Raw genomic sequence first — 16,034 nt, 5'->3', positions numbered from 1 at the left:
CCCTACAAGATTATCAGTCAGGAGGAACGAATGTGTCGATTACCAGGCATCTGCCTGCTCATGATCAGTCTTGCCTGCGTGCCGATTCAGGCCAAAGCTTTCTGCTTCGAGGAGGCCGGGAGTCAATACGGCATATCGCCACAACTGCTTTGGAGCATTGCCAAGACGGAGAGCAACTTCAACCCCCGTGCGATCAATCGCAACAGTAACGGGACCTACGATTACGGTCTGATGCAGATAAATTCCAGTTGGGCAAAAAGGCTTGGCAAAACATGGAATGAACTGGGGGAGCCATGCACGAATGTAAAGGTGGGAGCCTGGGTACTGGCCCAATGTGTCCATGATTATGGCTACACCTGGCGGGCTGTCGGTTGTTACAACTCGCGCACCCCGTCGAAGGGGGACCGTTACGCCGGAAAAGTGTATCGCATCCTCGCTGAGCATACGAAACCACAGGCGACGACGCTCATCGCAGCTATCAGCACGCCCAGGATCGAATCACCATGGGATGAGGTATTCGGCAATGCTGTCCGCTGATCTTCTCCACAAATACGGATTGCCGGAGGACGAGATAGTCGATGCTGTTGAATGCGCTGTGGCAAGGACACTGATGGCAGCTTTTCAGAGGACGGTTACTGTCCGGGCAGAGGGTGAACTGGAAATAATTGCCTATCCCAAGCTGGGACACCCGGTCGAAATGCAGTTGAAGGACATTCCCAAGAAGCTCCGCCGGCATATCATTCACAGTGTCGAAGCGGAACTGCAAAAACGCCAGATCCTGCTGGAAGCAAAAAAACTGCAGGAACTTCAGGGGAGGGTTTTTTGTGGGGCCGTGGGACGTATCGGTTCCCGGGGGACATTACACGTAACTCTGGAAATTGATGACTTACTTAAGCCGCTGATCCTGTTCGGAGAATGCCCATTACGCTATCAGCCGCCACATGAACGTTCCCGTTATCGCATAGGTGAGCAGCGCAGCTTCCTGGTGACAAGTGTGCGCCCCGTCATGGTGGGAGGAGACATTGCAAAAGTTCGACTCATCCTGAACCGGACATCTCGTGTTTTGCCGGCTCTGCTGCTTCAGGATCTGACCGGCATTACCGGGATCAAATGCCGACGGCGTATTGCAGGAGGATTCAGTGAAGTTGTTACGCCGGTTCGGATACCGAAGACCTCTATCAATAAAGTCGGAAAGGAGTTGAGGGAACATGTTCAGATCCTCATCGCCCCATAAAACCACCAACCCGGAATTCATGACCTCCATCGGCAACGGAGTTCAGATGGAACGACCGACACGGATCGTTCCGATTTCGATCCCTGATGAATACCGAAAACGTCATATGTTCGTATTTGGCACTACTGGGGTCGGCAAAACGCGACTCTGCGAGAACCTAATTGAGCAGGACATCATGAAAGGCAACAGCGTGGTCTACTTCGACCCCAAAGGTGACCAGCAGATCTTCACCAAGATCTTCGAGGTTGCCCGCAAGGCGGAGAGGCTCAAGGATTTGATGCTGGTAACGCCGATTTTTCCGGAATACTCAGCGGTCATCGATCCTATGGCCTATTACTTCATGCCGGACGAACTCGTCGGCCATATCGTTTCAGGCATCCAGGGCGGACGTGAGCCATTCTACCGCAACATTGCAAAGGAAATCACAACTGCCATCATCTCAGCCAACATCATCATCGCCGATTGGGAAAAACGTCTTCCCAGGCAAAATATGGATGCTATCAGACAAAGCATTCGCCGTTCATCATTGAGCAGCACAATGGGGCTACTGCAGGAAATCAAGACACCCGAGGCGCTGCTAAACGCCGGCATGATCCAGGACATCCTTGAATCTCCCCAGGAGTATTACTCGAAGGTGTCTTCAACATTACGCACCTGCTTGATGGAGCTTTCCTCCGGGAACATCGGCAAGATTATCGGCCAGGCCGACAGCAACCGCTTCATCAGCCGACTTGAACGAAAGAAAGGGGTAATCATGGTCGTGCACACCGGCACCATGATTACCAGGGAGGCAGCCACAACACTTGGCAAAGTCCTCCTGTCGATGATCCAGTCTTTCATCGGCAGGGTCTATCTCTCTGACAAGCAGAAAGTATTCCCTCCGCTGTCCATCTACATAGATGAGGCCCAGAGCCTGTTTTACCAAGGCATTGAGGACCTTTTCGCAAAGGCTGGGTCAGCAGACGTGATGGTGCATGCCTTCGCCCAGTCCGTGAACCAAATATATGCCGCTATTGGCGAGGAATACGGTAAATCGATCCTTGACAACACCAACACCAAGATCTTCATGCGCTGTTCTGATGCTGAAACATCCGAGTACGTCGTACGGCATTTCGGCGTGCGCAACGTGCTGACCGGCATTTTCGGGTCCAACCAGGTCACTACCCGTGAAGTGGAACAGGACATTTTGAAAGTGCAGGATATTCTGGGGCTGCAACCAAGGGAATTCTACATGCTGACCTACTCCGGTAGGTACAAGGGTGTGACTCGTGATGCCAGAGACCCGCAGTTGAAGATAGTCTTCCCGTCGGCACCATCTTCCATAACCATGAGCAGAGGGGCCGCATGATAATCCTGCTCTACTGCTGTGGCGTTATCGGTTTCCTGATGGTCACTTACAACCTGTGGCGAATTTTAACCAGGCGTCCGGCTGAAGTAGAGCAAGAACCGTGGGTTCCACTGTCAATTTCGGAACTGGAACCGGATGATGACCTGCCATGCACCGACCTCGCCACGGTATCTTCAGTATGGACAGGCCGTGTTGTTCACTTCACTGATCTGTCTCGACTCTGGCGAGAACCTACTCCAAAACAGGAGGAAGAAGCCGCATTTCCACGACCGACATTTCGGCATTCGGAGATTGAAGAGTTCTACAGGGACATTGTGGAACCGGAAACGCTTATCAATGGGAAACGCAAGACTGTGATCGTCTATCTGCTTAAGATCCTCGACTCGGAAGGTACATGCCCATCGGTTGTCGGAATCAAGAAATATGCAGCTGTCGGCAAGCAGATATCTGATCCGGATTCGGCGTACGGGGCAGCAGCTCTTGCCCAATTGGCTACCGTACCGCTCTATCGGCATTCCCTGGGGGTTGCCCGCAAGTTTGTAGAAAAGAACTCTGAAAGAATCATGCTACCTACGATCCTCATCGTGTCACTGGCGCATGACATCGGGAAAATTCCCTCTTTCCACAGCCAGTATTATTCGACTGCAGATCATCCGCAAATAGCGCTCATCATACTTGCGAGCATTCCGGAATACGTTGCGCTGTCAAACAGGGATGAACTCGACAGCATCATCCGCAACCATCACCAGATAACGCCGAACAACCCTCTCACGGCCTGTTTGAAACGGTGTGACCAGGAGTCTCGTAATGATGAGATGGGGGCTTTTCTTGGGCAGATGGCGCAGGTGAAGGCTTCCGAAGAAAGTTCGCTGCCAATAGCTGAGTCACTGCCACAACCTGATGTGTCTGTCGCTACAGAAAAAATTTCGCAGGAATGGGATCACCCGCTCGGGTCTCCAGAATCGGGAAAGTACGTTCCCCAGAAGATAAAGCTTCCTGCATGGTTCAATGCCGATGCGATCCTTGGTGGCATCCACGGATTGATCAATCAGGTGGAGAAAACGTCGTCCGGGGTCAAATGGCAGGCGGTTTCTCTGCCGAACGGGTTGGTCTATGTGAAGCCAGAAGCGCTTTGGCAGGTGATCCATCAGGTAAGCGATAACGATCCCATGGTTCTGGTGGCTGATGCTGATGAAGAAACCAAACGTAATCTTCTCCATACTGTCGTCTGGGAACTGAGTGCCTCCAGAGATGCCATTGCCACGGAGCTCATGACCAATGCTTACTACACAACGAATGCTTCCATCGTGTCGAATAACGATAAGTCATTCAACAAACTCCTGATCCCGTTCCGGGTCGATGCTTTTGGTGTGCTCACCTCTGAACTGGAAAGCACCAAACCCCCGGTCTTGAGAAAAATAGTCAAGGACATCAGACCAAAGCAGGCGGAGGGCAAAGAATGAGGAGACTGATACTGGCCTCTATTCTCCAACTCTCCGTGACCACCGCTTCTGCCGGCTACTATGCCGACTCGGCCAAGGGCTGGTGGTGGTACCAAAAAGAACCTGAGAAGCAGGTGGAAAAGCAGGAAAAGAAGAAAAAGCCGCCCAAGAGTACGCCATCGCTCAAGGATTATTCTTATGAGCAGGTTTGGGAGATGCATCCAGACCAGTTCCAGGAGTTCGCCGAGGCGTTGAAGAAGAAGGCTGTCCAGAAGCCGAGCGAAGAAAATGTGAAGGAGTACTTCGAGGTCCAGGAAATCGCCCGCAAGAAGGCGCTGGCTTTTTCCAACGTGGCACAGTTCGTCTGGCAGAAGTACCCGGAGTTGACCACGAAAAAGGATTACCCGATCACCACCCCCGGCAACCTGGCCCGGATCTCCCAGATCAATGAGGAGCGGCAGCGTATCTTGCGGGACAGCCGGGATGACTTTGCCCTGATCTACTTCCAGCGCTCTGACTGCAGCTACTGCGATGAGCAATCCCGCATCCTTGATTGGTTCACCAACGAGACTGGCTGGACCGTGAAGAAGGTCAATATCGCTGAGAACCCGGGACTCGCCGCCAAATTCAGCGTGGAGATCACGCCGACCCTGATCCTGATCCAGAAGGGAAATCAGGATTATCTGCCGGTCTCGGCAGGCGTCATTTCCGCCGACGAGATCGAAGACAAGGCATACCGGGCCGTACGGCTCCTGAAGGGGGATATCTCTCCGGAGGAATATTCGCTCTACGAATTTCAGAAGGGAGGCAGTTTCGATGTGAAGAAACGTCGTCTTCAGGAAACGGAGCGGCCATGAGTCTACTGGTCCTACAGCAACAGAGAAAAGAGGTGTCAGTGTGAAACGAACCGTTATGACCCGAACCATCGCTGCCTGCCTGGCGGCAACCATTGCCTTGAACCCGGCACTTTCCTGGTCTGGCTGGGTCGATGACTGGGTGCAGCAGAAAAGCTCAACTTCGCCCAGCTATTATGAAGGATCAAAGCGTGGCTACTACACTGGCGGCAGTTTCTCTGCACGGTGGGCAAACACCGATGACCATCTGTTCACGGCCTCACTGCCCAAGTTGAAGTCCGGTTGCGGCGGAATCGACATGTTTCTCGGCGGCTTCTCGTTTCTGAACGTGGATTACTTGGTCCAGAAGCTCCAGAATATCCTGTCGGCAGCTCCGGCGGCTGCCTTCGACATCGCCCTGAAGACCCTGGCGCCCCAGGTTGCCGATACCATCAAAACCCTCGAAGCGATCACCGACCGGCTTAACTCGCTGCAGTTGAACGATTGCAAGGCGGCCAAGGCATTGGTGGCAACTGCTGCCAGTCCGTTTTCGTCGGTCATGTCCGACAGTCTGAAGGCAGAGATGAAAACAGCCCAGACCGACTTCATGGTGTCGAGTGGCGCCAAGGATCTCTATCAGGATGTAAGCAAGCTTTTCGAGAGTGAACAGAAGACCAATGCTGGCAACAAGCCTGGCGTTCCCGGTACGACCCAGACCTCGGCCACCAGTGCCACTGCCGGCTGCCCGACCGAAGTTCTGCAGGTCTTCGGAGATGGATCGGTTCTGGAGAATCTGGCCGGCAAGAAAGGGATGAGCAGCGAGTACGTCAAACTGGTGCGTGGCTTCATCGGCGATGTGGTCATCCAGAACCCGGCAACGACCGGTACCACCTACCAGGCCCAGTACATTCCTCCGTGCGACAAGAACAACAGCTTCGATTCCTTCATCAGTGGCTCCGCCCAGGGACGGGATACTGCCGGGGCCTGTGCTGACATCACCGATGCCAACAAGAACCTGATGGTCTACGTGGCCGGCAAGATGCAGTCCATCGCCACCAAGATCAAATCGAAAACCGCCCTTACCGCCGACGAGGAGGCGTTCCTCAAGAGTACGCCGCTGTCGGTCGGGCTGATCCTCAAGAATGCCACTGCCACCAATACCGAGGGTGAGGTCATCGGCAAACTGGCAGAACTGACCGCCCGGGCCTACGGCTACTACATGCTGCTCGACCTGTTTGGGCGTGCAGTCCAGTTGCAGGAGATGGCCCGCAACATCATGTCTACCCAGAAGGGTAATAAAGCCGGGGCTTCGCCGGAGACCTGCCAGTTGGCACTCCTCGGCGAAGGTATGCAGCATATCCAGACGCTTGAGGAAAAGACGCTGCAACTTCTGAGCGTTGCCCAGCAGAGTTACGCCAATGCAGCTTCTGAGATCAATGCGGTGGAAATGATCGTCCAGAATATGAAGAAATTCGACGACACAGTGTTTTCGGAATTATCAGACCGGTTCGGCAAAGGAATCGCCATGAGGGCGACCGGCAGAATCTAACAACAATGAAAGGGAGGAATTATGGCAGACAAGAATACCAAGGCGGATAAGGGTAACAGCACCCCTCCTGCTTCCAAGAAAGTCGACTGGCAGGCGAGAAAGCTGGAGAATGCGAAACGGGACGATACAAGTGTTGTTTTCTGTCGCGCTCGTGATACCGGCGACTTTATCAACATTCTCAACTCAAACGATAATCTCGTCTACCAGATGCGGATGAACATGGGGAGGAGGGATTCCCTGACATTTGAGGTAGTGAAGAGCTACATCGACCGGAGCCGGCGGATCAAGGAAGAACTCAACCTCATGAATGCCGAAATGTGCCAGTTGCTCGACTACACGTACAAGCCGCCCCGGGGCTTCGATCACCCCTTCAAAAAGCAGGAGAAGCAGGCAGTCCCTGGGGTAGAAACCGGCAAGAAATGATTACTCTGTTTCAGTCGAACCGGGACGATGCCAAATGGGTCGTCCCGGGTGAATCCTCTTGACTTGTAAGAGGAATATCGATAGCGTTTCAGTATTATAGACTCTTTCAAGAGACTCCGTGTGGCCTTTGAGCCCCGGATAGACTTTTTCGGATAGCCCGAAGAAGAAATGCCCCCGGCAGGGATGAACTACCTGGAAAGACAAGGCCGCAGTTGCCCCTTTCCGGATGACATCAGGAATGACTTATGTCTTCCTCGATCAGTCGTATGGGAAATACGACTTGAATCCAACCTGTAGGTGCGCCCATCAATGTAGCGCGTGCCTCTGACAACCAATAATCACGAAGAACAGTGACCTGTTCTGGCAATGGCCGGAGTGGGTTTTTTGTTGTTCAAAATCCGCGACAAGCCTTGTAAGCGGCGGATATTCTCACCACATCCCGACCGGGAGACTTTTTGTTCTCTCCCTCCGGGACAGACATCTGTCTCTTTGTTTCGGGAAAACCAACAAGGAGGCAGTATGGCAAGTCTGAACCGCGTGGAACTCATCGGCAACCTGGGTCGTGATCCTGAAATCAGGTACACACCAGGAGGCACCGCTGTCGCAAGTTTTTCACTCGCGACCAGTGAGAAGGTAAAGAACAAAAACGGCGATTGGGAGATCCGGACCGAGTGGCACAACATCGTTCTCTATGCACGTCTCGCAGAAGTAGCTGGCGAGTACCTGTCGAAAGGAAAGAGTGTCTACCTCGACGGCAAACTCAAGACCCGCAAATGGCAAGATCGGGACGGTAAGGATCGCTACACAACTGAGATCATCGGCGACAAGCTTCTTATGCTGGGTAGCAAGACTGGCAGCATTCCTGACGGGAGTGACGACCAGCCATCAAGCAGCCAGGCACATGAGGACATTCCGCACGATGACACCGATCCGTTCTAGGTAACAACCAGCAACCACAACGCAACAGTCCTACGGGGAGACATTACCAAATCCCCCAAGGGATTGGTCTGTCTTCTCTGTCGGACACAACCCACAGACAAGGAGACAGACAGATGCATGCACCAGCTCAAATCATTCCCATCAGTCCCACCGCTTCATCCCTCACTCACCACGCCGTCAACATCAGTGAACTGAAGGCCCAGGTAAACCTGATTCAATACGTCATGCGTGACGTCATGAAATCAGGCGAGCACTACGGCACCATTCCCGGCTGCGGAGACAAAGCAGTTCTTCTCAAACCGGGTGCCGAAAAGCTCATGCTTACCTTCAGGCTGGCAAACGACGTGGAAGTGGAAACCATCGACCTGCATCTCGGCCATCGTGAGTATCGCATCAAGGTGACGCTCTACTCACCGGCAGGCCAGCGTCTCGGTACAGGTGTCGGTTCATGTTCGACCATGGAAAGCAAGTATCGTTTCCGTGTCGGGCCAGTTGAACTGACAAATAAGCCGGTACCGAGGGAGTACTGGGATCTTCGCAAGGAGAACCCGGCATTGGCTCAGGAGATCATTGGTGGACGCGGCTTCAGCGCAAAAAAGGATGACAGCGGCAACTGGAAGATCGCTCGCCAGGGAGAAAAGGTGGAGCACGATAATCCCGCAGATTTTTATAACACGTGTCTCAAGATGGCCAAGAAACGCGGCTTGGTGGATGCAGTACTTACCTCAACCGCAGCCTCGGACATATTCACCCAGGACATCGAGGAAGATCCTGACCTTTATGGACAGACGGAACACAACGGGGGAAACAGTGCCGGCACTACCAGCACTACCTCCGGGACTTCGCAGGGTCACAAACCGGACAGCACCCCATCATCCCACGGAGCCGAACCAGTTTCGACTTCCGAGATCATCGGGTATCTGACGGCTAAGGGAATCAGAATGGAACTCTCCTCAGATGAATCGGAGATCTCCGCCTTCCCGGACTTCAACGACACCTCAGCCCGCCAATGGCTGAAAGACCACGGTTTCAAATGGGACGGCAAGGGCAAATGCTGGCAGTACCGGTAGCACCTGACGTTACAGACTGAACCTCACTCACAACCTACCTCAGCAGGGAGACAACGACTTTCTCCCTACCGGGGGTGTCTTGTCTCCTCTGCCGGGTACAACCCACAGACAAGGAGACAAGATCATGACTACCCACATCATCAAACACGTAACAATCAAAGGCTGTCAGATACCGGTCTATGCGCCCATTAAGGAGCGACAGATCAGCATCGATGTCACCAGAATCATTGCCGGTGTTATTTTCGGTTCCCTGCTCACCGCAGTCGGGACCCTGCCGTTTCTGATTTGAAAGGAGACAGCCATGAGCAAACTCGCTGCATTTCTGGGACGTGCTATTCCGACCCATCAGCAGAAACAATCATCACATCTTGGTGACCGTACCGGATACGTCGGAGCCTCCGACATTGCCGGCTGCCCACGTAAAGCGGCTCTCGGCAAACAATGCCCGTCCAGTCACGACATCTCGACACTCCTGCGCTTTTCCCGTGGCCATGCTGCGCAAGCCATGTATGCCGAGTTTTTCAAGACTGGCGGCGCCCTCTTCGAGGAAGAAGTCGAAGTACGTCACCCGGACATCCCTGAAATCAGGTGTCACATTGACTTTCTGTTCTATGCGAACCGGCAGACTAAAAGGCTGCACATCGTGGAGATGAAGTCGACCGATGGCATCCCCGATGAACCTTACGCATCCTGGGTGGATCAGCTGCATGTCCAGATGGGCCTGCTGCAACTCACCCTCGATCCGGAAGTGCAAATCGGCGGATCAATTCTAGTGGTTGACCTCAATGCTGGAACATACCGGGAATTCAATAACTATGCACCCAACAAGCTGGTGTTTAATCAGCTTATGGAAAAAGCTCAGCACATCCTTTCGGCAACGCGAGGCGAGTGTGCACCTAAAACGGAACCAGGCATTCTCTGCGGTTATTGCTCGTTTCGCCAGGATTGCCCTTCGCATGTGGCTGATATGGAACTTCCTCCGGAAATCCATCAAGCCAGCAAAGCATACCTGGAATTGAACGAGCAGAAAAAAGCTCTCGACACTCGTCTGGAAGTTCTGAAAAACGACATCCTCACTTTTGTGAATGGTGCGTATAAAGGGGCTTCGGACGGTATCCTTGTTAATGTCACATCAGTGTCAGACTCGGTAATCGTCGACGGCAAGAAGCTGAAGAACTCGTATCCGGATATCTATGATCAAGTCACGAAACCGAAATCTGGCTTTCTGAAGCTTGAAATCAAACCATTCATGCCGCTCGCAGCACAGGCGGCCTGATCCAACCCCACAAGGGGGCGTTACGCTCCCCATGGGAAATCTCCATTCTTGGAGGCGTGCGCCCCCATTGAAAGGAGATTCCTGATGAAAATCTATCGTACCGGCACGTTGCCCCCCGACCTTAAATCCTTCTCAAGTGAGAAAAGGCATGAAGACCTGAAAGAGGCCCTGCATGCCATCGCCTCACTGTTGCTGATCGCGGCCATGCTTTTCATGTTCATGATTGCCGCAGCAGCGCCTGAACCTCAGGTTCGTCCTGTGGGGTGGGAGGAGGTGCGAGGATGACGGAGCCAACCATTGCCATTTATACGGAAGAGGAGACTGGCCCGTCTGATGCTGCTGTGAATGATGTCAACTTCTCGTTGCACGGAGCCAACCGGGTTCTGGAACGTGACATCCCTCTGGAAGCTCTCGAAGGTGTTCGTCATCTTCTGCCTCTCCTCAACACGAAACCACTCAAATTCAGGTACAAGGGGGTTTTCGTCGTGGCCCGCCTGGTAAATGGTTCGCCAAGAATCATCACCGCCTGGCGCCTACTTCCCCCCTCGTAGATGTCTTAATAGGACAGCGAAATTAACCATCACCCTTGGCGGGATGCATGTCATCTCCGCAAAGGAGAGGTGCCCCGCCGTCATTACAAGGAGGCATCAATGAGTCCTAAAATCCCACGACCCAAGGCTGTTCCCGGCTTCACCATCGAACGCCGGTCTGCCTGCGGGAAAATTTACACTACCGTCACCCTGTCCCCGACAACAGCTGCACCAATGGAAGTCTTCATCCGCTTCGGCAAGGCCGGAGGTTGTGGTTCTGCCATGGCCGATGGTATCGCTCGACTGGTCTCCTACGGTCTCCGTTCGGGACTGGAGCCAACCGATGCGTTCAAGGCTCTCACCGGCATAGGTTGTCATCTCGGGGCCAATACCTGCCTCAATTGCGTTGCCGAATCCATAGGCATCGTTTTGGAGCATCTGAAAACAGGGCGCGATCTCAACGACCTCATCGAGGAAGCTGACTTCGCGGCACTTAACCAAATCGGACAAGGAGCTGATCACCATGAAATATAGCATCAAGGACATCTTCAATATTCCCGTCAAAGAGAGTCTCTGCGTGGAAGGTCGGCCTCAGTCCGACAACCCCTTTATCCCTGAAGTTGACAGCGACTATGTGTTCAGGAAGGAAATCCTGTCGGATGTACTTTCCTGGTACATGATGGGCGCCAACGACGGCCTGTACCTGACCGGTCCTACTGGCAGCGGCAAGTCTTCGATTGTTTTGCAGACCGCGGCTCGGCTCAATATTCCGGTCATGGTCGTCACAGGGCACAGCAGACTCGAAACCCCGGAACTTGTGGGGCATCACGTAATCGTCAACAACTCGATGGAGTACGTCTACGGACCGCTCGCCATGGCCATGAAGGAAGGTCACTGGTTCCTGCTGGACGAGATCGACTTGCTCGATCCCGCCACTGCAGCAGGTTTGAACGGCATCGTAGAAGGAAGACCCCTCACCATTCCGGAAAAGGGTGGTGAAGTCATCAAGCCGGCACCGGGCTTTCGCTTCATTGCGACAGCCAACACCGCCGGCAGCGGTGATCGCTCAGGTCTCTATCAAGGGACCTTACGGCAGAACGGCGCATTTCTGGATCGCTTCTGGATGGTTGAAGTCGACTACCCTGACGAAGTCCAGGAAAGACAGATTCTGGCCAAAGCCATGCCTAGCCTGGCTGATACGGTCAGGGAAGCGCTGGTATCGTATGCCAACGAAATCCGCAAACTCTTCATCAAAGGGGAAATAGAAGTTACCTTCTCCACCAGAACCCTCGTCAGATGGGCCAAGCTTGTGTATCTCTTCCGCCCAGCGTCTGCCGAAGGGAAAAACCCGATCATCCATGCTCTCGATCGTGCTCTCGGGTACCGAGCAGAGCCGGAAAGCCGCGAGGCGTTGCACGAATTGGCGCAACGCGTCTTCGGCGGATAGGGGGTGCTTCATGGCATTACGACAGCATCTCCATCTCCAGTGCAGCACTGCGTCTGGCGGCAAGTTCTGGATCGCCCAGATTCATGACGATCCGCCGCGGATTGCGGTCAATTGGGGGCCAACGCGAAGCCAGGGGCAGACGAAGTCTTATGACGTCAACTCAATGTCCGAGGCTTTCACGTTCGTTTCCAAGAAGAAGAAGGAAAAGCTGGCCAAAGGGTACTACGAAGTTGCTTCATCGCCGCCTCGTGAACCTGTCCTGCCAACACCCCGGAAACAGACAGACAAAACAATCATGAAGGATCTTATGTCCGGTGCAAACACCAAGGACTGGTTCTTCTAACGCCCTTCAGGGGAGGCCTTCTCCCTGTTAGGGGCCTCCCTTGATCACACCATCATACTGATCAAAGGAGAATGAACATGAACGAAATACTTTCAAAGCTGGTAGTTGTGTCCCTGTCCATTTCACTCTGGACTGGCCGGAAGAAGCTCTCACCGGAAGACCTTGGGCTCGACTTTTCCAAACTCCCTCCCGAAAAACTGGCCACTCTCGGCAGCAAGAAGATCTGCGACCCGGAGAAACTTGCTGTATTCAGCGCCCTGAAGCGTCGTGCCGAACGGCAGTGTGAAGCGGTAGGTGTCAGATTCCTCGGTGGCTATGCCATACCAGAGGATAAGGCCGACGAGGTGATGAAGATCCTCGACGGTGTCCGGGATGAGTTTGAGAAGGAGAAACAGGAATTTCTGTCGGAGTACGACCGCAGTCTGAGGGAATGGATTGATGCGAACCCCGAATGGGCAGCCATCATCGAAAAGGGAGTAGAACCAGCGTCAACAGCGGCACGCCGTCTGGGCTTCGCAGTCCAGGCGTTCAAGGTCAAGAACATCGACGGACTGGACAAGGGGCTGAACGAACATGCCAGTACCCTGTCAGAACGGCTGATCTATGAAATCAATCAACAAGCCAGGCAAGCCTGGGAGGAGTCGTACAAGGGACGCCCTTCCGTAACCCGGAAAGCGCTACGCCCGATCAAGTCCATGCTCGAAAAACTGCGCGGTCTTGAGTTCCTCTCTCCCTATCTGCTCACTCTGGCTGTCCAGGTTGAAGAAGTCCTGGCCACATTGCCAAAGAGTGGCCCCATTGAAGGACGGAATCTCACCTCACTTATCGGGATATTGCATGTCCTCGGCGATTTACCGCTGGATGAAGTCCCGGCAGAGGAAGAAGACGAGGTCGCCGAAACCATCCTTATCGAAACCAGACCCGCTGAGCCGGTAAGTTTGCCCAGCGAATGGTTTTTCTAGGAGGCCGCCATGAAACACACCACACTGCCCCTGGTTGCCAAGGCACTCGGGGAGAAATACGACATTCAGGTACAGATCTCCGGCGACCAGGCGTACACCAACGGTCGGATTATCAATCTTCCGTCCCTGCCGGACAGCAAAGAGGCGGCACTGCTTGCCCGTGGCTATATCGACCACGAGAGCGCCCACATCCGGTTCACGGATTTCAGCGTTAAAAGTAGTACCTCCATGCTCAAGTGCCTGACAAACATTCTTGAAGACATCCGTATCGAGAAGATGATGGGAGCGAAGTATCCCGGGTGCCGGTCGAATTTGAAAGATCTGGCCGAGCACCTGAAGCAACAGGGGAGTTTCACACCGTCACTTCAAGACCCACCACAGACCCTACTGGCATGGCTATGCGCCAGGGGGCGGCTAACCTTGAATCAGGACTTCAGTGACATCCTTGCCATGACCAGCAGTACGGTCAACGGGTTTCTCGGCACCGGATACAAAAAGTTGCTGGACCTGACCGAGAGAATTCCGAATCTCGTCTCCACCAGGGACTCACAATCCATGGCGGAAGAGATACTGCGGTTGATCCGTGATAAAAAACAGCAACAGGAGCAGGAACGGAAACGTCAGCAAGACCAGAAGACGAAAACCACCTGCAGCTCTGATGGGTCAAAACCTGATGGCAGTTCCAATGATCAGGAAGAAGACAATCAGACATCCGGCACTGACCAACAGTCAGGAAAACCGAAACAGGATACCGATGATTCATCACTCGATGGTGATAGCACCGGTACTGCAGCATGCAAAGACTCTCAGTCCCAAGCTGCAGCCAATCCATCGCCTTCTGTTCCAGAGAGTGGTTCCGGTGGGGAATTGGGTGGTAATCCCGAGGCTCTTCAGGAAATGCTAGATTGTGATCCTGGCGGGTTTGGCGATGTCGGTGAAATTCTCAAACATGAACTGATAACTGAGGGTGAAACAGTCGGCAATCGGGGTGGCGTTCTGCTTCCACCGGAGGCCTCTCTGCGCACCTTTCCCATCGATATCCATGAAACCAGAAGACATACGGCGCTGCTCAGAGCCCGGCTTAGCGGATTAATCCAGGCAAGCCGACTGAGGAGACGTCATGCACGCCGCACCGGTAGCAAGATAGATAACCGGGTGATGCATCGTCTTGCATTAAACGACACCAGGCTGTTTCTGCACCAAGAGGAGAAAACTGAGGTCAATACCGCCATCATGATCCTCGTGGACAGGAGTGGGAGCATGCAACACCAGAAAATCGAGGTTGCCTCTAAAACTGCATATGTTGTGGCAGAGGCCCTTGATTCAATCCCTGGATGTTTTGCTGCCGTTGCCGCGTTTCCAGTCGGCAACAGCGATGGGGTAGCACCTTTGGTGCGGTTTGGAGAGCGTCCCTGCTCGTCCAAATTCGGGATGTCGGCAGGCGGTGGCACACCTCTGGCTCAGGCACTGTACTGGGCTGGGGTGGAATTGCTCAAAAGGGAGGAACCCAGGAAAATTCTGCTCAGTGTAACTGATGGCGAGCCTGATGACCTGCGAACCACCAAAAGAGCAATCCGGTGGTTGTTGGAGCAAGGTATCGAGCCCATGGGGCTTGGTATCTGCGAGGAGTCGGTACGTACGATATTTCCGACTTACGGCGTTGTATATAGCGTCGAGGAACTACCACCTGCGCTTTTCGGTATGCTTCAGGATAAACTCACAAAGTAATCATTTCATGATCACACCCCGACGGGGAATGCCATTCCCCACAGGGAGATGTGCGTTCTCCGTCGGTATTACACGAGGAGAACCCATGAAAATAACCATCTCAAACGACAAGGCGTCGGCAACAATCATCTGCCGGGATATGTTCCTGGACGATTCTGTGCCCGGCGCCCGCAATCTTTTCTATCTCACCGCCTACGGACCCACTCAGGAGATTCGGGCTTTCGCCCAGATTCTTGCCATGAAGGGGTCACTTGAATGTCACGGTAAAGAAGACAGCTCAATCAACATCTGGAGCAACCATCCCCTGCGGGTCATCCCGAAGATGGGCGAAGGGTATTCGGGGGCATACATTACGCCTTCGTCTGACTCGTCGTTTCTGATCGGCACCTCTAAGGCGGATTGCTGCCAGGTCTTTACCAGGATTCTCGATCAGCGGGAGTTTGTTCATCGCGATTGGTACGAGGCACTGTTCAACGAGGTGTCCACGGAAATAGAACCTCTTGTGGGAAACAAGCGGTGCTGGAAATTCCGGGTCCATGAACTCAAGTCGGAGATAGTCAACCGGCTCAAGTACGGCGGGCTCAAGATGCCTCCAGCAACAGCGCACTTCACCATCGAGAAGGAGGAACACCATGCGTAATCCAATTGAACGGGTATCGGATAACTGGGAACGCCGGATCATCAAAAACGGCTACGTTCAACACCGTGAAGTCTAACATAACGGTACTCATGGCGAGTGGCAGTTTTACATTTCCGGCTTCGGACCCACGGTGGAAGGCGGTACGGGACGCTGCACCGTCCTTAAGGAAGGCGGCAGCTATGACCGTACTGTTCCCATCGATGCCGACAACCGGATCAAGATCAATGGCCGCTGGTATGACCGGCGCTATTGGGATCACTGAGACGAAGA

The 16,034-nt window shown here is 53.6% G+C and carries 20 protein-coding genes; all 20 read left to right on the top strand.

Translation table 11 applies throughout. The features are described 5' to 3' along the window. The first annotated feature begins 30 nt into the window (after positions 1 to 30). The 20 genes from GSVR_RS00820 to GSVR_RS22160 all read left to right on the top strand — a co-directional run bounded on the left by GSVR_RS00820 (position 31) and on the right by GSVR_RS22160 (position 16,026). Entirely contained in the window at positions 31 to 537 is a 507-nt protein-coding gene (locus GSVR_RS00820) for a lytic transglycosylase domain-containing protein (protein WP_173201701.1), read from the top strand. After that, positions 524 to 1,234: a hypothetical protein gene (locus GSVR_RS00815; RefSeq protein ID WP_173201702.1), complete on the top strand. Its 711-nt coding sequence runs from the start codon at positions 524 to 526 to the stop codon at positions 1,232 to 1,234. The genes GSVR_RS00820 and GSVR_RS00815 overlap by 14 nt, the downstream gene beginning before the upstream one ends. Continuing rightward, positions 1,209 to 2,582, top strand: coding sequence for a type IV secretory system conjugative DNA transfer family protein (locus GSVR_RS00810; RefSeq protein ID WP_173201703.1), 1,374 nt, complete (start codon positions 1,209 to 1,211; stop codon positions 2,580 to 2,582). Before GSVR_RS00815 ends, GSVR_RS00810 begins: the two co-directional genes overlap by 26 nt. Further along, entirely contained in the window at positions 2,579 to 4,045 is a 1,467-nt protein-coding gene (locus GSVR_RS00805) for an HD domain-containing protein (protein WP_173201704.1), read from the top strand. The genes GSVR_RS00810 and GSVR_RS00805 overlap by 4 nt, the downstream gene beginning before the upstream one ends. Beyond that, complete coding sequence (locus GSVR_RS00800; protein WP_173201705.1) at positions 4,042 to 4,881, top strand: conjugal transfer protein TraF; 840 nt, start codon at positions 4,042 to 4,044, stop codon at positions 4,879 to 4,881. The genes GSVR_RS00805 and GSVR_RS00800 overlap by 4 nt, the downstream gene beginning before the upstream one ends. 40 nt (positions 4,882 to 4,921) lie before the next feature. After that, positions 4,922 to 6,406, top strand: coding sequence for a conjugal transfer protein TraH (locus GSVR_RS00795; protein WP_173201706.1), 1,485 nt, complete (start codon positions 4,922 to 4,924; stop codon positions 6,404 to 6,406). Between the two features lie 21 nt (positions 6,407 to 6,427). Continuing rightward, positions 6,428 to 6,829: a hypothetical protein gene (locus tag GSVR_RS00790; protein WP_173201707.1), complete on the top strand. Its 402-nt coding sequence runs from the start codon at positions 6,428 to 6,430 to the stop codon at positions 6,827 to 6,829. 519 nt (positions 6,830 to 7,348) lie between these two features. After that, complete coding sequence (locus GSVR_RS00785) at positions 7,349 to 7,768, top strand: single-stranded DNA-binding protein (RefSeq protein ID WP_173201708.1); 420 nt, start codon at positions 7,349 to 7,351, stop codon at positions 7,766 to 7,768. A 113-nt stretch (positions 7,769 to 7,881) separates the two neighbouring features. Then, entirely contained in the window at positions 7,882 to 8,838 is a 957-nt protein-coding gene (locus GSVR_RS00780; RefSeq protein WP_173201709.1) for a hypothetical protein, read from the top strand. Between the two features lie 124 nt (positions 8,839 to 8,962). Further along, the gene (locus tag GSVR_RS00775; RefSeq protein ID WP_173201710.1) at positions 8,963 to 9,127 is read left to right on the top strand and encodes a hypothetical protein; all 165 of its coding nucleotides are present in this window, start codon (positions 8,963 to 8,965) and stop codon (positions 9,125 to 9,127) included. Positions 9,128 to 9,139: 12 nt separating this feature from the next. Next, on the top strand, positions 9,140 to 10,114 hold the full coding sequence (locus GSVR_RS00770; protein WP_173201711.1) for a PD-(D/E)XK nuclease family protein: 975 nt from the start codon (positions 9,140 to 9,142) through the stop codon (positions 10,112 to 10,114). Between the two features lie 84 nt (positions 10,115 to 10,198). Then, complete coding sequence (locus tag GSVR_RS00765) at positions 10,199 to 10,399, top strand: hypothetical protein (RefSeq protein WP_173201712.1); 201 nt, start codon at positions 10,199 to 10,201, stop codon at positions 10,397 to 10,399. Continuing rightward, the gene (locus tag GSVR_RS00760) at positions 10,396 to 10,665 is read left to right on the top strand and encodes a hypothetical protein (RefSeq protein ID WP_173201713.1); all 270 of its coding nucleotides are present in this window, start codon (positions 10,396 to 10,398) and stop codon (positions 10,663 to 10,665) included. The genes GSVR_RS00765 and GSVR_RS00760 overlap by 4 nt, the downstream gene beginning before the upstream one ends. Positions 10,666 to 10,764: 99 nt before the next feature. Then, a complete protein-coding gene (locus GSVR_RS00755) occupies positions 10,765 to 11,178 on the top strand; it encodes a TSCPD domain-containing protein (protein WP_173201714.1) in 414 nt (137 codons plus the stop codon). Continuing rightward, positions 11,168 to 12,091: a CbbQ/NirQ/NorQ/GpvN family protein gene (locus GSVR_RS00750; protein ID WP_012468348.1), complete on the top strand. Its 924-nt coding sequence runs from the start codon at positions 11,168 to 11,170 to the stop codon at positions 12,089 to 12,091. Before GSVR_RS00755 ends, GSVR_RS00750 begins: the two co-directional genes overlap by 11 nt. Positions 12,092 to 12,101: 10 nt before the next feature. After that, positions 12,102 to 12,434, top strand: coding sequence for a WGR domain-containing protein (locus tag GSVR_RS00745; protein ID WP_173201715.1), 333 nt, complete (start codon positions 12,102 to 12,104; stop codon positions 12,432 to 12,434). A gap of 77 nt (positions 12,435 to 12,511) precedes the next feature. After that, on the top strand, positions 12,512 to 13,396 hold the full coding sequence (locus GSVR_RS00740; RefSeq protein ID WP_173201716.1) for a DUF3150 domain-containing protein: 885 nt from the start codon (positions 12,512 to 12,514) through the stop codon (positions 13,394 to 13,396). Positions 13,397 to 13,405: 9 nt separating this feature from the next. Then, positions 13,406 to 15,124: a VWA domain-containing protein gene (locus tag GSVR_RS00735; protein WP_173201717.1), complete on the top strand. Its 1,719-nt coding sequence runs from the start codon at positions 13,406 to 13,408 to the stop codon at positions 15,122 to 15,124. Between the two features lie 85 nt (positions 15,125 to 15,209). Continuing rightward, positions 15,210 to 15,764, top strand: a complete 555-nt coding sequence (locus GSVR_RS00730; protein ID WP_173201718.1) for a hypothetical protein — start codon at positions 15,210 to 15,212, stop codon at positions 15,762 to 15,764. Between the two features lie 130 nt (positions 15,765 to 15,894). Beyond that, entirely contained in the window at positions 15,895 to 16,026 is a 132-nt protein-coding gene (locus GSVR_RS22160; protein WP_255569640.1) for a hypothetical protein, read from the top strand. Positions 16,027 to 16,034 lie beyond the last annotated feature (8 nt).

Origin of the sequence: Geobacter sp. SVR (assembly GCF_016865365.1) — a bacterium.
Lineage (GTDB): Bacteria > Desulfobacterota > Desulfuromonadia > Geobacterales > Pseudopelobacteraceae > Pelotalea.
This window is presented reverse-complemented; position numbering and strand designations above follow the sequence as displayed.

Excerpts from the sequence above, each read along its gene's own strand:
- GSVR_RS00810 (WP_173201703.1), top strand. The coding sequence starts at position 1,209 with ATGTTCAGATCCTCATCGCCCCATAAAACCACCAACCCGGAATTCATG.
- GSVR_RS00735 (WP_173201717.1), top strand. The coding sequence starts at position 13,406 with ATGAAACACACCACACTGCCCCTGGTTGCCAAGGCACTCGGGGAGAAA.
- GSVR_RS00815 (WP_173201702.1), top strand. The coding sequence starts at position 524 with ATGCTGTCCGCTGATCTTCTCCACAAATACGGATTGCCGGAGGACGAG.
- GSVR_RS00755 (WP_173201714.1), top strand. The coding sequence starts at position 10,765 with ATGAGTCCTAAAATCCCACGACCCAAGGCTGTTCCCGGCTTCACCATC.
- GSVR_RS00800 (WP_173201705.1), top strand. The coding sequence starts at position 4,042 with ATGAGGAGACTGATACTGGCCTCTATTCTCCAACTCTCCGTGACCACC.
- GSVR_RS00820 (WP_173201701.1), top strand. The coding sequence starts at position 31 with ATGTGTCGATTACCAGGCATCTGCCTGCTCATGATCAGTCTTGCCTGC.
- GSVR_RS00745 (WP_173201715.1), top strand. The coding sequence starts at position 12,102 with ATGGCATTACGACAGCATCTCCATCTCCAGTGCAGCACTGCGTCTGGC.
- GSVR_RS00770 (WP_173201711.1), top strand. The coding sequence starts at position 9,140 with ATGAGCAAACTCGCTGCATTTCTGGGACGTGCTATTCCGACCCATCAG.
- GSVR_RS00775 (WP_173201710.1), top strand. The coding sequence starts at position 8,963 with ATGACTACCCACATCATCAAACACGTAACAATCAAAGGCTGTCAGATA.
- GSVR_RS00785 (WP_173201708.1), top strand. The coding sequence starts at position 7,349 with ATGGCAAGTCTGAACCGCGTGGAACTCATCGGCAACCTGGGTCGTGAT.
- GSVR_RS00780 (WP_173201709.1), top strand. The coding sequence starts at position 7,882 with ATGCATGCACCAGCTCAAATCATTCCCATCAGTCCCACCGCTTCATCC.
- GSVR_RS00750 (WP_012468348.1), top strand. The coding sequence starts at position 11,168 with ATGAAATATAGCATCAAGGACATCTTCAATATTCCCGTCAAAGAGAGT.
- GSVR_RS00805 (WP_173201704.1), top strand. The coding sequence starts at position 2,579 with ATGATAATCCTGCTCTACTGCTGTGGCGTTATCGGTTTCCTGATGGTC.
- GSVR_RS00765 (WP_173201712.1), top strand. The coding sequence starts at position 10,199 with ATGAAAATCTATCGTACCGGCACGTTGCCCCCCGACCTTAAATCCTTC.
- GSVR_RS00760 (WP_173201713.1), top strand. The coding sequence starts at position 10,396 with ATGACGGAGCCAACCATTGCCATTTATACGGAAGAGGAGACTGGCCCG.
- GSVR_RS00740 (WP_173201716.1), top strand. The coding sequence starts at position 12,512 with ATGAACGAAATACTTTCAAAGCTGGTAGTTGTGTCCCTGTCCATTTCA.
- GSVR_RS00730 (WP_173201718.1), top strand. The coding sequence starts at position 15,210 with ATGAAAATAACCATCTCAAACGACAAGGCGTCGGCAACAATCATCTGC.
- GSVR_RS00790 (WP_173201707.1), top strand. The coding sequence starts at position 6,428 with ATGGCAGACAAGAATACCAAGGCGGATAAGGGTAACAGCACCCCTCCT.